This window comes from Pseudoalteromonas sp. G4 (assembly GCF_028875915.1).
GTDB lineage: Bacteria > Pseudomonadota > Gammaproteobacteria > Enterobacterales > Alteromonadaceae > Pseudoalteromonas.
Genome location: NZ_JAPEHW010000008.1, coordinates 15,422 through 33,174, shown reverse-complemented (window position 1 = coordinate 33,174; position 17,753 = coordinate 15,422). Strand labels below are relative to the sequence as shown.

General features: G+C 38.4%; 15 protein-coding genes. 12 read left to right on the top strand and 3 right to left on the bottom strand.

All coding sequences use genetic code 11. The annotated features are described in order from the left end of the window. Positions 1–109 precede the first annotated feature (109 nt). The 4 genes from csm6 (at position 110) to ON073_RS04985 (ending at position 8,121) form a co-directional block, all read left to right on the top strand. On the top strand, positions 110–1,255 hold the full coding sequence (gene csm6 / locus ON073_RS05000; RefSeq protein ID WP_274760763.1) for a CRISPR-associated ring nuclease Csm6: 1,146 nt from the start codon (positions 110–112) through the stop codon (positions 1,253–1,255). A gap of 79 nt (positions 1,256–1,334) precedes the next feature. After that, entirely contained in the window at positions 1,335–4,853 is a 3,519-nt protein-coding gene (gene hsdR / locus ON073_RS04995; RefSeq protein WP_274760762.1) for a type I restriction-modification system endonuclease, read from the top strand. A gap of 134 nt (positions 4,854–4,987) precedes the next feature. Beyond that, on the top strand, positions 4,988–6,637 hold the full coding sequence (locus ON073_RS04990; RefSeq protein ID WP_274760761.1) for an N-6 DNA methylase: 1,650 nt from the start codon (positions 4,988–4,990) through the stop codon (positions 6,635–6,637). Then, a complete protein-coding gene (locus ON073_RS04985) occupies positions 6,634–8,121 on the top strand; it encodes a restriction endonuclease subunit S (RefSeq protein WP_274760760.1) in 1,488 nt (495 codons plus the stop codon). The genes ON073_RS04990 and ON073_RS04985 overlap by 4 nt, the downstream gene beginning before the upstream one ends. Before the next feature lie 121 nt (positions 8,122–8,242). On the opposite strand, the gene ON073_RS04980 is transcribed toward ON073_RS04985, so the two are convergent. The 3 genes from ON073_RS04980 to ON073_RS04970 are packed head-to-tail and all read right to left on the bottom strand — an operon-like array spanning position 8,243 to position 10,397. Further along, positions 8,243–8,620: a hypothetical protein gene (locus ON073_RS04980; RefSeq protein ID WP_274760759.1), complete on the bottom strand. Its 378-nt coding sequence runs from the start codon at positions 8,618–8,620 to the stop codon at positions 8,243–8,245. Beyond that, the gene (locus tag ON073_RS04975; protein ID WP_274760758.1) at positions 8,617–9,960 is read right to left on the bottom strand and encodes a hypothetical protein; all 1,344 of its coding nucleotides are present in this window, start codon (positions 9,958–9,960) and stop codon (positions 8,617–8,619) included. The genes ON073_RS04980 and ON073_RS04975 overlap by 4 nt, the downstream gene beginning before the upstream one ends. After that, positions 9,960–10,397 (bottom strand): tellurite resistance TerB family protein, encoded by a 438-nt coding sequence (locus ON073_RS04970; RefSeq protein ID WP_274760757.1) that lies wholly within the window; start codon positions 10,395–10,397, stop codon positions 9,960–9,962. Before ON073_RS04970 ends, ON073_RS04975 begins: the two co-directional genes overlap by 1 nt. A gap of 320 nt (positions 10,398–10,717) precedes the next feature. On the opposite strand from ON073_RS04970, the gene ON073_RS04965 reads away from it, so the two are divergent. The 8 genes from ON073_RS04965 to ON073_RS04930 all read left to right on the top strand — a co-directional run bounded on the left by ON073_RS04965 (position 10,718) and on the right by ON073_RS04930 (position 17,619). Beyond that, positions 10,718–11,539: an ankyrin repeat domain-containing protein gene (locus tag ON073_RS04965; protein ID WP_274760756.1), complete on the top strand. Its 822-nt coding sequence runs from the start codon at positions 10,718–10,720 to the stop codon at positions 11,537–11,539. Positions 11,540–11,627: 88 nt separating this feature from the next. Next, positions 11,628–12,338, top strand: coding sequence for a hypothetical protein (locus ON073_RS04960; protein WP_274760755.1), 711 nt, complete (start codon positions 11,628–11,630; stop codon positions 12,336–12,338). A 22-nt stretch (positions 12,339–12,360) separates the two neighbouring features. Next, positions 12,361–13,152: a hypothetical protein gene (locus ON073_RS04955; RefSeq protein ID WP_274760754.1), complete on the top strand. Its 792-nt coding sequence runs from the start codon at positions 12,361–12,363 to the stop codon at positions 13,150–13,152. Next, positions 13,149–13,571, top strand: a complete 423-nt coding sequence (locus ON073_RS04950; protein ID WP_274760753.1) for a hypothetical protein — start codon at positions 13,149–13,151, stop codon at positions 13,569–13,571. Before ON073_RS04955 ends, ON073_RS04950 begins: the two co-directional genes overlap by 4 nt. 35 nt (positions 13,572–13,606) lie before the next feature. Next, a complete protein-coding gene (locus ON073_RS04945; RefSeq protein ID WP_274760752.1) occupies positions 13,607–14,278 on the top strand; it encodes a hypothetical protein in 672 nt (223 codons plus the stop codon). Beyond that, a complete protein-coding gene (locus ON073_RS04940) occupies positions 14,271–14,675 on the top strand; it encodes a DUF262 domain-containing protein (protein WP_274760751.1) in 405 nt (134 codons plus the stop codon). Before ON073_RS04945 ends, ON073_RS04940 begins: the two co-directional genes overlap by 8 nt. Positions 14,676–14,720: 45 nt before the next feature. Continuing rightward, positions 14,721–15,590 carry a DUF7834 domain-containing protein gene (locus ON073_RS04935; RefSeq protein WP_274760750.1) on the top strand — a complete coding sequence of 290 codons (870 nt, stop codon included), beginning with the start codon at positions 14,721–14,723 and terminating at the stop codon, positions 15,588–15,590. Continuing rightward, on the top strand, positions 15,583–17,619 hold the full coding sequence (locus ON073_RS04930; protein ID WP_274760749.1) for a DUF262 domain-containing protein: 2,037 nt from the start codon (positions 15,583–15,585) through the stop codon (positions 17,617–17,619). Before ON073_RS04935 ends, ON073_RS04930 begins: the two co-directional genes overlap by 8 nt. Positions 17,620–17,753: the final 134 nt, after the last annotated feature.

Genomic DNA, 17,753 nt, shown 5'->3' with positions numbered 1-17,753 from the left:
CCCAAAAAGTTATAGCAACATGAATCATAAGCTCTTTTGTTATAACGTGTTATTTATTCAATAATTTTTATCAGGTAATATGTGTTTCAAAGTATGACAAGGAAGCCCCATGAGTCAGACAACGAAACACATATTACTCATCGTAACTGGTGCAAGCCCGCAAGTATTAACCGAGACCATCTTCGCGTTAAATCAGCAAGGCAAACAACTGCCTGAAGAAGTGTTTGTAATCACTACACAAAATACCAAAGATATGTTGGTAAATGGCTTATTTACACAAGGCTACTGGCAAAAGCTAATTGACGATTACCAATTACCTAAAATTACCTTCAACGAAAACAATATTTGGTTAATTGAAGACGATACAGGCAACCCAATACTTGATGCAAAAACAGAGCAAGAGCAAACCTTTATGGCTGACTTTATCACCCGTAAAGTGTTTGAACTTACAAGTGATAATACCCTAAGCATTCACGCATCCATTGCCGGCGGTCGTAAAACCATGGCATTTTATTTGGGTTATGCCATGTCACTGCTTGGCCGCGAGCAAGATAGCTTAAGCCATGTGTTTGTAAATGACGAGTTTGAATTTGTTTCAGACTTTTATTACCCAACCCCTTATCAGCACATTATTGAAGGCAAAAACAATAGCTCGATTGATTGTCAAAATGCCGTTGTAACCTTGGCTGAAATCCCGTTTGTGCGAATGCGTAAATCGATTGATCAAACTTTGGTTAATACCATGGAAAATGCATCGTTTAGCCAAACCGTTGCCAGTCTAAACTCAGCACATAACAAAGAGCTAGAGCTCACTATCAACAAAAAAGCCAGAGAACTAAAATTTGCTGGGGTTGAAATTAAACTCTCTGCCAAAGAGTTTGCTTTTTACCTGTGGATACTTGAACACTCAAAAGCTGATGAGAAAGGCTTAGTGATTGATCGCACTTTTGAAGATACAACAGAGCATGTAATCGCATTTTTAACGCACTTTAGTCAACATGGTAGTGACTCTCGTGTTTACACCAAATATGGGCTAGAGCCTGAAGAGTTCCGCGATGGTGAGCATAAAAATTTAATACCTATGGAACGTGACTTTGTGCAACAAACACGCAGTCAAATCAACAAAAAAATAAGTAACCGACTTACAATGGAACTAGCTGAAAAAATCAGTATAGATTCAGTTAAGCAAGACAATAATACTCACTATTTCGTCGCGGCATTTACTAACCGCATCAAAGTAAATGAAATAGAGTAATTAACACGCAAGCTTGTAAAAATAAAAAAGGCGTAAGTAACACCTAAAATTAGCTAGGTGCTTAGAAAAGGAATACAGAATGAAACAGTCTAACTTCTTATTTCTAAAAGAAATAGATAATCAACTATACACAATAGCGCTGGCCGCAGAGCGTAATTACCCAAGCGATCCTAACACCACCATGGCAAAGCTACGTATTTTTGCAGAAACAATCGCAAAAAAATTAGCCCACGCGCTCAAATTTGATCAAAAAGAAACACAAATAGAGATTATCCGTGAACTCGCCCGTGTACCAGGAATAAAAGACGATATCATTCAAGTATTTCATGTGCTTCGAAAAGTTGGAAATAAAGCTGTTCATGACTATCACAATGACTTAGAAGATGCTGAAATGACGCTGCGATTCGCCCATCGCCTAGCAGCGTGGTACTACTCATTAGTAACTCAAAACCTTGATTACAAAGCCCCTGCATTTGTATTGCCAAAAGGTGACTTAGCGCCTGTAATGGATGCCGAGGTGATTGAGCTCAAAACTAAGCTTGATGAAGTAACAAGCAAAAAAGTCACTACAGATAAAGAGCTCAAAGAGCAGCAAAATACAGTAATAAGCCTACAAGGCTATATTTCCGTACTAGAGTCCAAGCAAGAAGAAACACAGGCACAAAATGAGGCGCGAATCAAAGCGCTCGAGGCTGAATTAAAAGCAAAAGAACAAGAGCTTGCAGCTAAAACCAAAGAAGAGCGTAAAGCCTACCACGAAGAAATTCGAAAATCAGCGGCCAAACGCAGCTTAAACTTATCTGAAAGTGAGACCCGCTATCTAATCGATACTCAGCTGCGTAAAGCGGGGTGGGATACAGATACACAAGAGCTTAATTATGCTAAAGGCACGCGGCCACAAGTTGGCCGCAATATGGCAATTGCTGAATGGCCAACAGGCATCGACGAAACAGGTAAACAAGGCTTCGCAGATTACGTATTATTTGTTGGCCTTCGACCAGTTGGTGTGATTGAAGCTAAAAAAGCGAATACCGATGTAAGTGCTAAATTGAATGAAGCGTATCGCTATTCAAAAACATTTGATCATGGCTTACTGCGTCAAACACTCTCACACTTAGATGCTGACCAAGTTAATGAAGCCTTGCCACAGTATTTACCCACCTGGCAGGATGAAAATAGCACACCCTATAAAATTCCATTCTGCTTCTCGGCGAATGGGCGTGAATATCGCGCTGCAGCCAAAACCAAAAGTGGTATTTGGTATCGTGATGTTCGTCATAATACGAATATGCCCAAAGCGTTGCCAGAGTGGCATCGACCTGAAGAGCTTCTCGCTAAACTTGAAGCCGACAACCAAGTTTACAACAACTGGTTTGAACAAAACCCAATCACTGATGATTTAGGCCTGCGTTATTATCAAAAAGAAGCCATTCAAGCTGTAGAACAAGCAGTTACCCGTGGCGAACAAGACATTTTACTGGCAATGGCTACGGGTACTGGCAAAACCCGTACTGCTATAGGTTTAATGTACCGCTTAATTCAGTCTAAGCGTTTTAATCGCGTACTGTTTTTAGTAGATAGAACGTCTCTCGGTGAACAAGCGCTTGATTCGTTTGAAGATACCACCATTAAGGGCGATACTTTTAAATCCATCTATAACGTCAGTGATTTAACCGAACGTTTTCCAGATGATGCTACTCAAATCCATGTGGCAACTGTACAGTCATTAGTAAAACGTACCCTGCAAAGCGACGAAGTGATGCCAGTAGGGCGTTACGATTGCATCATCGTTGATGAAGCACACCGCGGTTATATTCTCGATAAAGAACAAACCGAAGGTGAAGAGAAGTTCCGCGATGCAAAAGATTTTATTTCGTCCTACCGCCGTATTATCGACCATTTCGACGCCGTTAAAATTGCCCTAACCGCAACCCCAGCGCTACATACAGTGGATATTTTTGGTGGCACACAAAAGCAGCCTGTTTATCGCTATAGCTACCGTAAAGCAGTCATTGATGGTCACTTAGTAGACCAAGAGCCTCCGGTTAAAATTTTAACCAAACAGGCGCGCGATGGCGTTGTAATGGGCGCAGGCACTGAAGTAATGCGTCTAACGCCACAGGGTGAGCTACAAAACGATACGTTAGAAGATGAGCAAAACTTTGAGGTTGCCGACTTTAACCGCGGTTTAATTTCCACAAACTTTAACAAGGTTGTGTGCGAAGAGTTGGTCAATCATATCGACCCAACCAGTAAGCAAAAAACCTTAGTATTTTGCGTTAATAATGAACATGCCGATACTGTTGTAGAAGAGCTCCGCACCGCATTTAAAACTAAATACCCTAAGCTTGAACACAACGCCATTATTAAAATAACCGGTGATTCAGACAAAGACAGTAAAAGAGTACAATCGCATATCACCCGCTTCAAAAAAGAGCGTTTACCTAACATAGTGGTAACTGTTGACTTACTCACCACGGGTATCGATATTCCAAGTATTTGTAACCTGGTCTTTATGCGTAAAGTTCGCAGCCGTATTCTTTATGAGCAAATGAAAGGCCGCGCAACACGCCTTTGCCCTGAAGTGGGCAAAACCAGCTTTAAGATATTTGATGCCGTTAACTTATACAGCACATTACAAAGTGTCGATACCATGCGCCCAGTCGTTGTGCGCCCTCAGGTAGATATTAAAACTTTAGTGAACGAAATCACAGCGGATGAAACCTACCAAACCAAGGAAGCTGATGGCCGCAGCTTTGCAGAGCACAGCCACGAGCAATTAGTGGCAAAGCTACAACGTATTACTAGCCATGCACAGTGTAATCGCGACCGCTCAAAAGAAATCGACAGCCATATTAAACGTTTTGACGAAATACTAGCCGATAAAGCAGGCTGCGACTTTTTAAGCTTGCCAAAAACATTAAAAGAAAAAGGGCCAAGGCTAAGCGCTGAAATTCTTAACAGCTTACCTAACTTTGTAAGCCGTATAGAGCAGCTAAAAACTAATATCAACGCACTGCGTGATATGCCTATTTTTACTGATATTCCAGACGAAGTAGTCTCAGTCACTCATGTATGGGGCGATCACGAAAAACCTGAAGACTTCCTTGAGTCGTTTGATAAGTTGGTTGATAGTTCAGTAAATCAACAAACAGCCCTTGAAGTGATCATTAATCGCCCGCGTGATCTCACCCGTAAAGCGCTACTTGACTTACAAGAGTGGTTTGATGCGCAAAATTATGATGAATCAACCCTACGTAAAGCCTGGCAAGCCACTAAAAATGAAGACATCGCCGCTCGCTTAATTGGCCATATTCGCCGTGCTGCGATGGGCGATGCATTACTGCCGTTTGAAACCCGAGTCGATAAAGCACTGGATAAAATAAAGGCCAGTAAAAACTGGAGTGAAGCACAACTTAGTTGGCTTGAGCGTTTAGCTGCCAGCATTAAACAACAAGTGGTACTGGACGACACCACGTTTAAAACAGGTAATTACCGCCGCAGTGGTGGAAAACGCAAGCTTGAGAACATCTTTGAAGATGAGTTATCAAGCATACTGCAACAGTTTTACGAATATATGTGGGATGAGCCTGCTTAAAGCGGTTTATCAAAAGCAAAAACCACGTACAATTTAGCCCATTAATTTTTATAGTTAAGCACAGCCTTACTGTGCTTAACACAAAAATGCTGCTGGTTGCTAAAAATAGCTAAAAGCAGCAATAAAGAGATCCTATGAACAATACTGATTTAGTTAATAAACTCTGGAAGCTGTGCGATAACCTGCGTGATGGTGGTGTGTCGTACCAAAACTATGTAAACGAGCTGGCCTCTCTACTATTTTTAAAAATGTGTGAAGAAACAGGCCAAGAAGACGACCTACTACCAGAGGGCTTTCGCTGGAACGACCTTAAAAACAAACTTGGTCAAGAACAGCATCAGTTTTACCGTAACTTATTAGTACAACTAGGCGCAGATGAGCACGCCATAGTGCGCGCCATTTTCCAAAATGTAAATACCAGCATTACTCAGCCTGCTCAGTTAAATCAGCTGATCAATAGCATGGATAAACTGCAGTGGATAGATAACTCAGGCGATGGCACAAGCAGTAAAACTCGCGATGACTTTGGCGATATGTACGAGGGTTTATTGCAAAAAAACGCGAACGAAACTAAATCGGGCGCAGGCCAATACTTTACGCCAAGGGCATTGATTAACACCATCGTTAAGTTAATGCAGCCAAAAGCCCGTGAAATTATCCAAGATCCAGCGGCAGGCACCGCAGGCTTTTTAATCGAAGCCGATAAATACATAAAAAGCAAAACCAACAACTTGTTTGACTTAAACGACGAAGATCAAGAGTTTCAAATGCAAAAAGCCTTTGTTGGCCTTGAACTCGTACCCGAAACTCGCCGTTTAGCACTGATGAACTGCTTATTGCACGACATTGAAGGTGATGAAAACGAAGGGGCCATCCGCTTAGGTAATACCTTAGGTGCAGCGGGTGAAAACTTGCCAAAAGCCGATGTTGTTTTAACAAACCCACCATTTGGTGCAGCATCAGGCACCAACATTACCCGTACTTTTGTTTATCCAACTGCAAACAAGCAGCTGTGCTTTATGCAGCATATTGTTGAGGCGCTTGAACCAGGTGGCCGTGCTGCAGTGGTTATTCCGGATAACGTATTGTTTGAAGGTGGTAAAGGCACAGATATTCGCCGCGATTTAATGGAAAAGTGTCGTTTACACACTATATTGCGCCTGCCAACAGGTATTTTCTACGCCCAAGGCGTTAAAACCAATGTGCTGTTTTTCCAAAAAGGTGCCGTAGATAATATCCACCAAGACACCGCCTGCACAACAGAGACTTGGGTATTTGATATGCGTACCAATATGAATACCTTTGGTAAACGCCGTCCACTCACTGAAAAACACTTTGATACCTTTGTTGCTGCCTATGGCGAAGACAAAAACGGTTTATCACCGCGCACTGAAGGCATTTACGACACCTTAGGCGCCATTCATCCTGAGGAAAGCCCTGAATCAAGCAAGGAATCTGAGCAAGATAGAGCGCATAGCGAGAAAGAAAATAAAGAGTTAGAGAGCGCAAGATGGCGTAAATTCTCCCGCGAGTATATCCGCGATCAAAAAGGCGATAGCTTAGATATTTCATGGTTAAAAGACTTAGAGGCCACCAGTGCTGAAAACCTACCAGAGCCGGAAGTGCTGGCAGGTGAGGCTATGGCAGAACTGACCACTGCTATGGGCGAAATTTATCAGTTAATGAAAGCCCTCGGTGCAGATAATGAAGCCGAAGCACAAAAGCAACTGCTAGAAGCGGAATTTGGTTTAGTTGAACCAGAAGAGCAGGGCGGTGAAGCATGAATGAATTGCCAAAAGGTTGGTTTATTACACCACTAGATGAGTTAGCTATTTGGGGAGCAGGCGGCACACCGAAAAGAAGTGAACCGAGTTATTATGGCGGAGAAATACCTTGGGTTAAAACAGGCGATCTAGGGCCTAAATACCTGAAAAGTTCTAATGAATTTATTACTGAGCTTGGTGTGTCAAATTCGAGTGCTAAATTATTTAAGAAAGGATCTGTTGCGATAGCAATGTATGGTGCAACTATTGGTAAAACATCAATATTAGATTTTGATGCGACAACCAATCAAGCATGCGCAGTAGGACAACCAATTGGTGATGTCACGACGACAGAGTTTCTTTACTATTTATTGAATAGCGAAAAAAATGGATTTATTAAAAAAGGCAAGGGTGGTGCTCAACCAAACATTTCCCAGCAAATTATAAAAAGTTATCAAGTTTCTTTACCGCCATTAAACGAACAAAAACGCATTGTTGAAAAGTTAGACGACGTGTTGGCGCAGGTTGACGCCATAAAAGGGCGTTTAGACAGCATCCCAAACATCATCAAACGCTTCCGCCAATCTGTGCTCGCCAGCGCCGTCAGCGGTAAGTTAACCGAAGAATGGCGAAAACTTAATTTAATGTCACTTTTAAGTATCAATGAGTTAGAAGAATTAAATACTGCTCAGAGAAAAAAGCAAATAATTGGAAGACTTCAAAAAGCTAAATTACTTGAGGGGCTTCCTAGTATAGAGCTACCGAAATTTTGGAATTGGTGTTCTATAGATTTGTGTGCGTTAAAAATAACAGATGGCACTCACCATTCCCCAGAAAGTCATGCTGAAGGAGATTATATGTATGTTACTTCAAAAAATGTCAGAGAGGGGTATATAGACTTAAGTAAGATAACTTACGTGAGTAAAGATACTCATGACGAGATTTTTTCTCGATGTGATGTAGCCTATGGAGATGTTCTTTATGTTAAAGATGGAGCAAATACTGGTTTAGCTTGTGTAAATAATATAAATGAACAAATATCTCTTTTGTCTAGTGTTGGAGTGATTAAGGTTGCAAATTATCTTTTACCAAAATATTTACAGCATTATTTAAACTCACCAATAGGCAGAAAACTCATGCTTGATAAAATGGGTGGTACGGCGATAAAAAGACTTACATTAAAAAAGATAAAGGAATCTCCATTATCTCTTCCTCCCATTGAAGAGCAAACCGAAATCGTTCGCCTGGTTGATGAATACTTTGCCCTTGCCGACACTATTGAAGCGCAAGTGAATAAAGCCCGCGCGCGAGTAGATAGCCTGACTCAAAGTATTCTTGCAAAAGCGTTTCGCGGTGAGTTAGTACCACAAGATGATAGCGACGAACCTGCCGACAAACTGCTTGAACGCATAGCCCAAGCAAAAGCAGAGGCCGAAGCCCTCGCCAAAGCGGCGAAAAAAGCCGAGACAGCCAAAAAACGCGCAGCAAAAAAAGCATCGGCATAACCATGTTTAAATGAGCTTTTGTATTAAGTAATAAAAACCCAGCAATAATTGCTGGGTTTTTAATGCAAGGCGGTTTTGTTTAGTTTAATTGAATTAGTTCAGACATATTCAATTCAATAGACTATATATCGATAATATTGCTCTCATCTTGTACCAGTTTTTGCAGCTGAACGAGTGATGATGTTTCGGCAACTTTAAGCATACTACCTAAACCAAGCTCCAACATTTTTAAATCACCTGTTTCCATAGCTTTATTAATTACGTCAAAGCTTTTATCTATCTTTTCTTTATTGAGTTGATGATCCATTTCAAGTGCAGCAAGCAGAACATCGCGTTTGGCACGGATAGCCTCAATTGCGACTTCCTTTTGATTGTTTGAATATGTGCGCTTAGTTATTTCAGCCTGTTCGAACTGTGCACATTCTTTTGCAGCTACCATCATGTCACTGATAGCATCCAATACGAGTGCAGGGCTTGCGGGTTTAATTTTATTTTTCATAGTGAGCCTATAAAAGCTAAGCTAAAGAATATTACTATTGCTAATGAAACCAAGCCTACTAAAAAGCTAACAATTTTGTTTTTAAATAGGTTTTTGATCCAAAGTAATGGCCTAAGTGCGGTCAGGCAAGCTGTAATATATCCTAGTGGTAGCCAACCTATCTCAGATAAAAAATAAGTGATAGCCGCGAAAATAGAAGTGCCAACTAGCATTTGCAAGAAGTCTTTTAGGTAGCCTTGCCAGATTTTAGGTGAATTTGATGGGCTTTCTGGATAGATGTCTTGTAACCAAAAGTATGTTGGACTATCTGTTCCTGGGGGAATATCCTGCAGATACTTTGATTTGTTTAGGGGCTTTATATTTTCGTTATTGTTTACACGATTAAGTAACTTGCCAACATTATCATCACTTACATTATTTATATGCTCGATCATTTTTAATGATTCATTTGATGGTTTATCGTCTTGAAATAATGAAACACTCACTAGTTTTTTTAACGCTTTAACAAACAAAATAACTTGTTGCTTTAATAGTATTATTTTCTTGTTATTTCTGGGGTCTTGATCAAGTTCGCATGCCAACTGGTGTGTTAATGATTCAACATAATTTTGTACTTTACTAATAGTGTTGTGAAATAGTGTTACGTGACTATTTAGTGATTCAGCAATGCTGATCATTGCATCAATTTTTTCGATTTCTGTTTCTATTTTGTTACTATACGCCTTTGCTTCGGACATTTGTTTTTCGGCATGTTTAGAATATTTAAAAGCACCAAGTACTGCAAGCGGCGCCAGTGCAATGCCGCCCAGTGCAATCATGCCACCTGCCATTCCTGCGCCACCTGCAGATAGCGCACCCCCACCAAACCAAGCAATAGTTGCATTTTTAGCAGCTATTCCTGACAGGGTAGCTATACTAGTGCCTGTTGATGCAGCGCCAAATGTTGAAACTAACCCCATTGAGCCAAGAGCAAGAGCAGCTCCGGCTGAAGTACCTTTAATACCGGTATTTACCACTTCGCTAAGTGTGGTTTTTACTTCGTTGATTTGAGGTACAGTTACTTTATCGAATTTTTGACTAAAGGTTTGTGAGGCTTTTGTCTCTTTTAAGTTTATTCTTTGACAGCGTGATAACACATCGGCAGCGTTTGGAATGGTTTGCTGTGCGCAAGTGATTTTTAGGTCAGCGAGCTCTGAAACAATTGTTTTTGATGTGTCTTGTGCTTGTTTCAGTTTTTCTTGAGCATCTTCGAAGTCCCAATTAGCATTTCGAACAATTCTTTCTGCTTCTTTTATTTTACGACGAGAACCAATCACGGGTAGAGAGTCTAACATTGACATTATTGTTTACCTGCCAATTGTTCAAATAAATATTCTCCCTCTTCTTTTATGCTTATTGCGCGGTTAGCCCATGACATTAAGCGCTTAAAATTTTCACCTGTAGCGCCAAAGCTATATGCAAATTTTTCTAGTAATGCTTGTTCTTTTGTGTCTAAGTCGTCATCTATATTTGCAAGCGCATAGGCATCTCTAAAAATCGTCATTGCTAAGCTTGGGTTGTTAGAACAACTTAAAATGGCTAGTGTGTCGTCTAATGGTTTAAGGTGACCATTATTCTTTAAATTTAGTAATTGGCCTTTGAGGTTTTGGTATACGTCATCTGATACGCCTAAACGCTCTATACAGGTATCTAGGTAAGTGAGTTCTTCGTCATCAATTTGACCGTCTGCAGCTGCCATGTGCAGCATAAAATTAAAGTAGATTTCTGAGTCTTTCATATTAGGTCCTTCTTTGAACTTCTGCAGGTAGGGAGTGTATAAGTTGATATCCCTATAACAATCACTAGCATGCACTTTGTTTTTTCTTTTTGCAATAAAGTATTAATATTATTGGTTTTTTGTTAATGGTTTAGGTTGAGTTAGAACAACCTTTTATGTACTTTTCGTTTAAACTTGTCACACTATTTATGATGATGTAATAAAAGCAGAACGTAATTTATAGCTTTCTTTTGCATTGCAGGAAGATTACAAGCTTGTGAAAACTAAATATTCGAAATATGCACTATATTTAAGCGGTTTTAAAAATAAGGAAATGAGTTATGAGCTATCAGCAAAATCAAAAATGTAGTATTTGTGATACAAACTGTGTAGGAGCTTCAGTAATTGAACTTTCTGAGTTCGATGAGCATTTCCCAAGAGTAAAACGTTGTACGCAATGTGGCGAAATCGTGGAACCATGCCGCAAGTGCATGGATGAGCCTTGCCCACATTGTAATGGGGAACTGGTGCTTAAAAGTGATAGTTTTCCTGACACGCTATTTCAAGCGGTCAAGCAAGGTGATATAGCTAAAGTAAGATCAATTACAGATAAAGAGTATTGTGATTTTAATTCGCTAGAGAATGAAAATGGCCTCACACTTTTAACACTTGCTGTAATGAGTAACGATTTAGAAATGTGTAAATTTCTAATTAATGAAGTGCGTTTGGATGTGTGTTATCAGAGCAAAAAATTTGGTCGTACCAGCTTGATTGAAATGATGAAAATGCGCTCCAGCAATACCAGTATGAGAGTGATGGATCTATTAAAGCGATCTGTGCAATATCAAGACAACAACGGTTGTACAGCACTTATGTTTGCATCTAGGGGGGCTGGGGTATTTGGCTCAAAGCGAGGAAGCACAAAGTTAATAAGTAGGCTGATTAGTTATGGTGCCGATCTTTTTGCTAGAGATTGCAATGGTAATACGGCTTTAGGGTGGGCAATAGAGAACAATAACATGAGTAAACAAAAGACGAACGAAGATGTAATAGCTCTTTTAAAAAGTGAAATGCTCAAGCAAGCCGCAATTATGGAGTTTAAAAAACACTTTGATTATGAGTTTGATAAAGCTGGAAATTTTCATACCAAATTGAAAAACTAAACACTAAAAAAATGATTAAGCTCAATCTACGAAGTTTAAAATTTGTTTAGATTTAGCTGTACATATTTCAAAGAAAAGGACTTATTTCATGAATACCAAAACTGCCGTACTTATATTAGAGCGCCCTTGGGGAGAATATATTAGTCACAACAACAGGGCGAGTGTATTACCTTTTTTCCAGGGATTGCAGCAACTGCAAGGTGAAAAAAGCCAGTTCGATTTATACCATCGCCACTTTTATGAAGCTAAAAGTTTTAAAGCTGCATTAAATGAACTAATGGCTTTAAATTATGAAGAGTTTTATATCTACCTAGCATGCCATGGCAATAATAGAAGCCTTGAAGGCATGCATCTAACTACGGCACTAGAAGAAATTAATGAACACGCCACAAAAAAGAATATTATTGGTGTTATTTTTGGTGCTTGCTTGGTGGGTAATAGCACGAGTCATTTAGAGGTTTATTCAGAGTCAACTTCTATTGTTTGGAAGTTTGCATATAAGTGTAGCGTAAACTGGTTAGAGGGTACCCTCTTAGATATTAAGATCTTGAATCAACTCCTTAATGACACAGCTAATGACAGAAGTTTACTTGATAGCAGAGGTGAAATAACTGCTAGTTTTGCTAAAGCACTTTCAACTTACTCAAAACAAAGCGTTATTGGGGTTGATAAAAAGTATCAATCTTTGCCACTCAATGAATCTTTGTCATTAGTAGTACAACCAAAAGGCAGAGGCAATAGAGCAAAAGAATGTAGTGAATTGATATTTGAGGCTACTGAAACAGAAGCTTACATGTAAAGAAAAAATAAGGACGTTGATAATGAAAAATAGTGATTTTGTTTGTAATTTGTGGGCATTTTACGATTTAACTAATCGTGCTATTTACTCTGTAGCTGGCAAGGTTTATAGCTTGCCTGTTAATAAAGAGCAGCAGTTTAAAATGTTAAAACAACTGGCTGAATTTGATCATTATACCGTTGCTCAACAAGAGCTAGAAGAGCATTACAGTATTGTACAAGCTGATGGTAGCCAATTCGAAAGGGCTGCTAGGTTGGACGCAATGCAAGACCCAAACTTGGGATTGTTTTTAGGTGTTTTACACAAACTAAACAAAAGTCTACCTAGTTTAGATGATTACAGTAATCCAAATGCGCCTAAGCAAATTAAACAAGAGTTTCCTCATGAATTATTGTGTATTCCAACGTTAGTTTGTGAAGATGCTTACGGCAACAGAAAAGCAATTTTAACTGAAGAAGATAATAGTTGGTTTCAAGCCCAATTAACTGGCGAAAACACAGAACCAACACTTCGTGACGAACAAACGGAAGAATATTTGCGATTGCAAATTGATATGCTCAAAGCAACAAATGAAAAAAATATTATACAGTCTCCACCCGAAAGTTGTGATTTATGCCAAAAGAGTTTAGAAACCGAGCGCTTTCTTGTTGATGGTGCATTAATCGGCCACAGTGCTTGGGCATTTATGTGTACTAGCTGCTTTGGCGAAAATGGTAAAGGTATCGGCTGGGGTAAAGGTCAGTTGTTTAGCCAAATGAAACCAGGGGAGTGGTTACAGGTTGCTGGTTTTAGGGATGAAAGTGAGGCTTTATGAGGGAATATAAGCCTTTTACAGATGCCGAAAAAATGCGAATTCAAGACACAGTTGAAGCTCGTTTTGGCACTCTTTTCAATCAAAAATTAGTTAACCAGTTTGTTCATGTTCTTGAATCAGCAACACTTGTTGAATTGGGAGTTGATGATTTATACGACTGTTTAGCGTTTTGCACCGAAGGTTATGAAGTCTTTGATAGCTTTTCTGACTTGAAAGCATATGCGGAAAAAAACGGAACTAAGTTTCAAATGATACTTGGATATCGTGCGTATAGTTTAGAGCAGTCATCGAATTTCCCACAATGTTTTACTGACGATTCTAACTCTATTGGGTCATTCGTAACTGATGATGGTTTCCTCGCAACTTGTTGTTCAATTGATGAAGCAGATGGCGAAGAGTTTTTCTTAGTAAGTAAATAGCCTCGCAGTTAAATAACCATTTTAAAATAAAAGCCATGTCAAAAAATAAAATAACAACACTTGATAAATTAGCCCGTATTCGTTTATCAGAGAACTTTTTTTTACGCGACTTCTTGTTTTCAGAAACGGCTGCTGTTAATGGAATTAATAACGTTCCAGATGATATTGAATTAGCTATTTCAGCAGGTTCAAACTTATGTGAAAAGGTTCTTGAACCTGTTCAAAAAGCATGGGGGCGAATTCATATTCGCTCGGCATACAGAAGCTGCGAAGTAAATCAGCTGGGGAATGAGCTTGGCGCTAATTGCGCAAGCAATGAAAAAAACTATGCGGGTCATATTTGGGACAAACGCGACGAAAATGGTTTTATGGGCGCAACAGCCTGTATTGTTATCCCATCTTACTTAGACTATTTCGAAAAAACGGGTGACTGGGCGTCATTAGCTTGGTGGATACATGCCAATATTCCAGCTTACTCTACCATGACATTCTTTCCTAACTTATGTGCTTTCAATATCTCTTGGCATGAAAATCCCGAAAAACTTAAAAGGATTAGTACATACATCAATGATCCAAATACCGGACATAAAAAACGCATTTTATCTGATGGCATAGCGAGTGATTTTTATAAAGAAATACCACTAGTTGAACGCTATAAAGCATGTGAAGTTTTACTAAACAACCTAAAAGGGACTGTTTATGAGTGAATGTATTATTCCAGAAGTTCAACCAATAGAAGAACTGTTTAATGAAAAACTTGTAATTCCTGAATATCAACGTCCCTACCGTTGGCGTGAAAATCATATTATTCAACTTATTGATGATTTAAAAAATAATGCAGTTAGTAGTGATGAATACAGAATTGGAACTGTTGTTTTATATCAAGCTGAAGATAAAGCATTAGAGATAGTTGATGGTCAACAACGTACAATTACGCTTTGCCTTTTACTTGCAGCTATTAATGACAAAATTAAAAACAAAGAACTGCCAGAGCTTTTGAAACTTTTAACGCTAAGTCACCCTGAATCACAACAACAAGCAATGCATAATAGCGCTTTTATAAAAGAGTACATTTCATATTTTGAAGAACAGGAACTCTGCTAGCTTTTTGATTTCATTTTAAAAAGCTGCTCTGTGGTGGTTATTAGGTTGTCAGACTTAGGAGAAGCATTTCAGTTTTTTGATAGTCAAAATGCCAGAGGGAAGGCGCTTGAGCCCCACGATTTACTTAAAGCATTTCATCTACGTGAAATGAAAAATGATAACGAACAAGAAAAGCTCTTTGTTATAGAAAATTGGGAAAGTGAAGCATCAACCGGTGGTGAACTTAAAAGTATTTTCTCTGATTATTTATACCGTTTAAGGCGATGGAATAAGGGTAAAAAAGGGCGCTACTTTACCAATAAAGATATCGATGTATTTAAAGGATTAGATATCAATAGCGATGAGCTTCCTGTATTTATGCAAGTAGCTTTGCGTGCACATGTATTTACTAATAATTACAATCAAGCACCAACTCGGTTAGTTGATAAACAATCTTTGAATTACCCGCATCAAATAAACCAGGTGATTTTAAATGGCGCTCGCTTTTTTGAATATATCAGTTATTACATAGAGCAAAAACGGCTTCTACTTAATAACCCAGAAGTAAAGCAATACCTTGTTGATTACAAAGGAAGTGGTCGTTCGGGAGATATGTATACCAGAAATCTCTTTTTGGCAGTCTTATTACAATACAAAGATAAATTTGGTGATCAGAATTTTGAGTTAGCCGCTCGTTTATGTTTTGTTTGGGCATATAAACTTAGATTGGAAAATGCTCGAGTGCAATTTGCCAGTGTTGATAATTACGCCAGGGCCAGTAATAGTTTGATTCGATTGATAGAAAGTGCTGTAACTGCAAAAGAAGTTCTGCGCTACGTTGTAATAAAGGATGAAGAAGCTGTTCAATCCAATAAAACAAAAGGGTTAAGCAAATTACATAAAATCTATTTAGGCAAGGAGCTAAATAATGACTAATACAAACGTTGAAAGCTTATCTATTAAGGCATTATTTAGTAAAGATACTAGCTATGTTATCCCAAGCTATCAAAGAAATTATGCGTGGGAAGAAACTCAAGTAAAACAACTTATAAGAGATGTATTTGACAAGTTTAAAGAAACTAATACTCAAAATTATTACATTGGCTCTTTAGTTGTTGACATTAGAGAGAATAGAGAGGGCTATGTACATTTTGAAACAGTGGATGGCCAGCAGCGTCATACAACGTTATGTATTATTTTGGCGGCACTAAAATCACTTAAAGTCGAGTTAGATATAACGTCACTTAATTTAAACTTTGAATGTAGAGTGAATTCTAAATCAACTTTAGAATATTTATTTGAAAATGGCGCAAAAGATGAAAACGCGTTTTCTACTTTTGAGCCAAATATTCTAAATGCTTTTCAAGTGGCTCATACATACATTAAGCAACTTTTTAAAGATGAGTTTCAAACTTTAAAAGAGTTTGCTGATTACTTGCTTAAACATGTCATTATTGTACGCACATGCTTACCTAATAAAACCGACCTAAACCACTACTTTGAGATCATGAATAATCGTGGCGAGCAGCTAGAAAGTCATGAAATTATTAAAGCTCGGCTAATGAATGTGCTTAGCAAAAATGATCATATCGCGTTTTCCATTATTTGGGATGCTTGTTCTGATATGGGGCATTACGCACCTTTTCGCTTCCCGAATTCAATAAGGCATTTAATCTTTGGTGATGATTTAAAGCAGTTGTTGTTGGTTAATAATAAAGGAAGCGAGCTTTTTGAAAGTGTAGCTCAAGCAATGGAAAGTATAAAAAGCGAACAGTTCATTGAGCGTAACGAATCATCCAGCTTAGAAGAGCGTGAAAAATCGCATTCTCTTATCTCATTGTTTAACAACGCAGAGTTTCAAGATGCAACTGAACCAGAGAGTGATATTGATGATAGGTTTGTTTCAGTAATCAATTTTCCAAATTTTTTGCTTCACGTTTTAAATATACATTGCAGTGAGTCGGTTTCTTTAGATGACAAAAAACTGATTACTGAATTTGATAAGTATTTATTGCGCTGTGATGATAACCCCGTGTCACAAGATAATGTGAAAGAGTTTGTAAGTAAGTTACTTAAAGTACGAGTGCTATTTGATAATTACATAATTAAACGTGACTTGAGTACCATAACTGGTGAATGGGGGATAAGGCAATTAGAGCGTAAAAAATCAAATAGTAACTTTGTGATACAACCAGTTAGCACGTTCGCGAAAAGTAGTAACAATGAAAGAGAGCAATTAACCATGTTGCAAACAATGTTTCATGTTTCTTACCCTGCGAATAATTATAAAAAATGGCTTTCTTCAGTTTTGATTTATTTGAATGAGCAAACAGAAGTGACCAGCTACAAATTACTAGAGCGTATTGAAAAACTCGCGTTTGAGCACTTATGCGAAATCACTAAAGAGGCAAGTAATAGCAAGACGTTGGATAGAGATAAATTAAAAGCAGCTATCAACCGTGGTGTTGATGTTCAATCATATATTTTTAATTACCTAGATTATAAGATTTGGCAAAAGGTGACGTTTAACGAAGATAATGAGTGGCAACGGTCTTTGTTAGGTGATACTGCGCAAGAGCATATAGACAAAGAATACCTAAAATTATTTAGACAGGCTGTAAGTAAGTTTAAGTTCACCAATAGAAGCTCAGTAGAGCACCATTACCCGCAAACATCAAAAATAGAGCCTATGGACAATACGCTTAACAACTCATTTGCTAATTTGTGCTTGGTTAGTAGCAATACAAACTCAAGCTTAGGTAACGCTTCACCTGACGAGAAAAAGCAAAACGTGATTGCAAAGCATAAAAGTAAAGCCGAGAGCTTAAAGCAACGCTTAATGTTTTGTTATAAAGATTGGTATAACCCTTCTCACCTCAAAGCTGATGATAGGGAAAGTGGAATACAATTACACGCTGAGACCATTCTGAATTTCTTGTTAGATCAGACCCCTGACTTATCATAAATATGATGATTAAGGAGGTGCACGTAATAATGTGTGATAGCTTTTTATGTATGATTTATAATTTTAAGTTATTGCTTTAATTATTTATTTTGTACCTAGCATTAATTGTATACTTTGTTACACTAATGAAAATT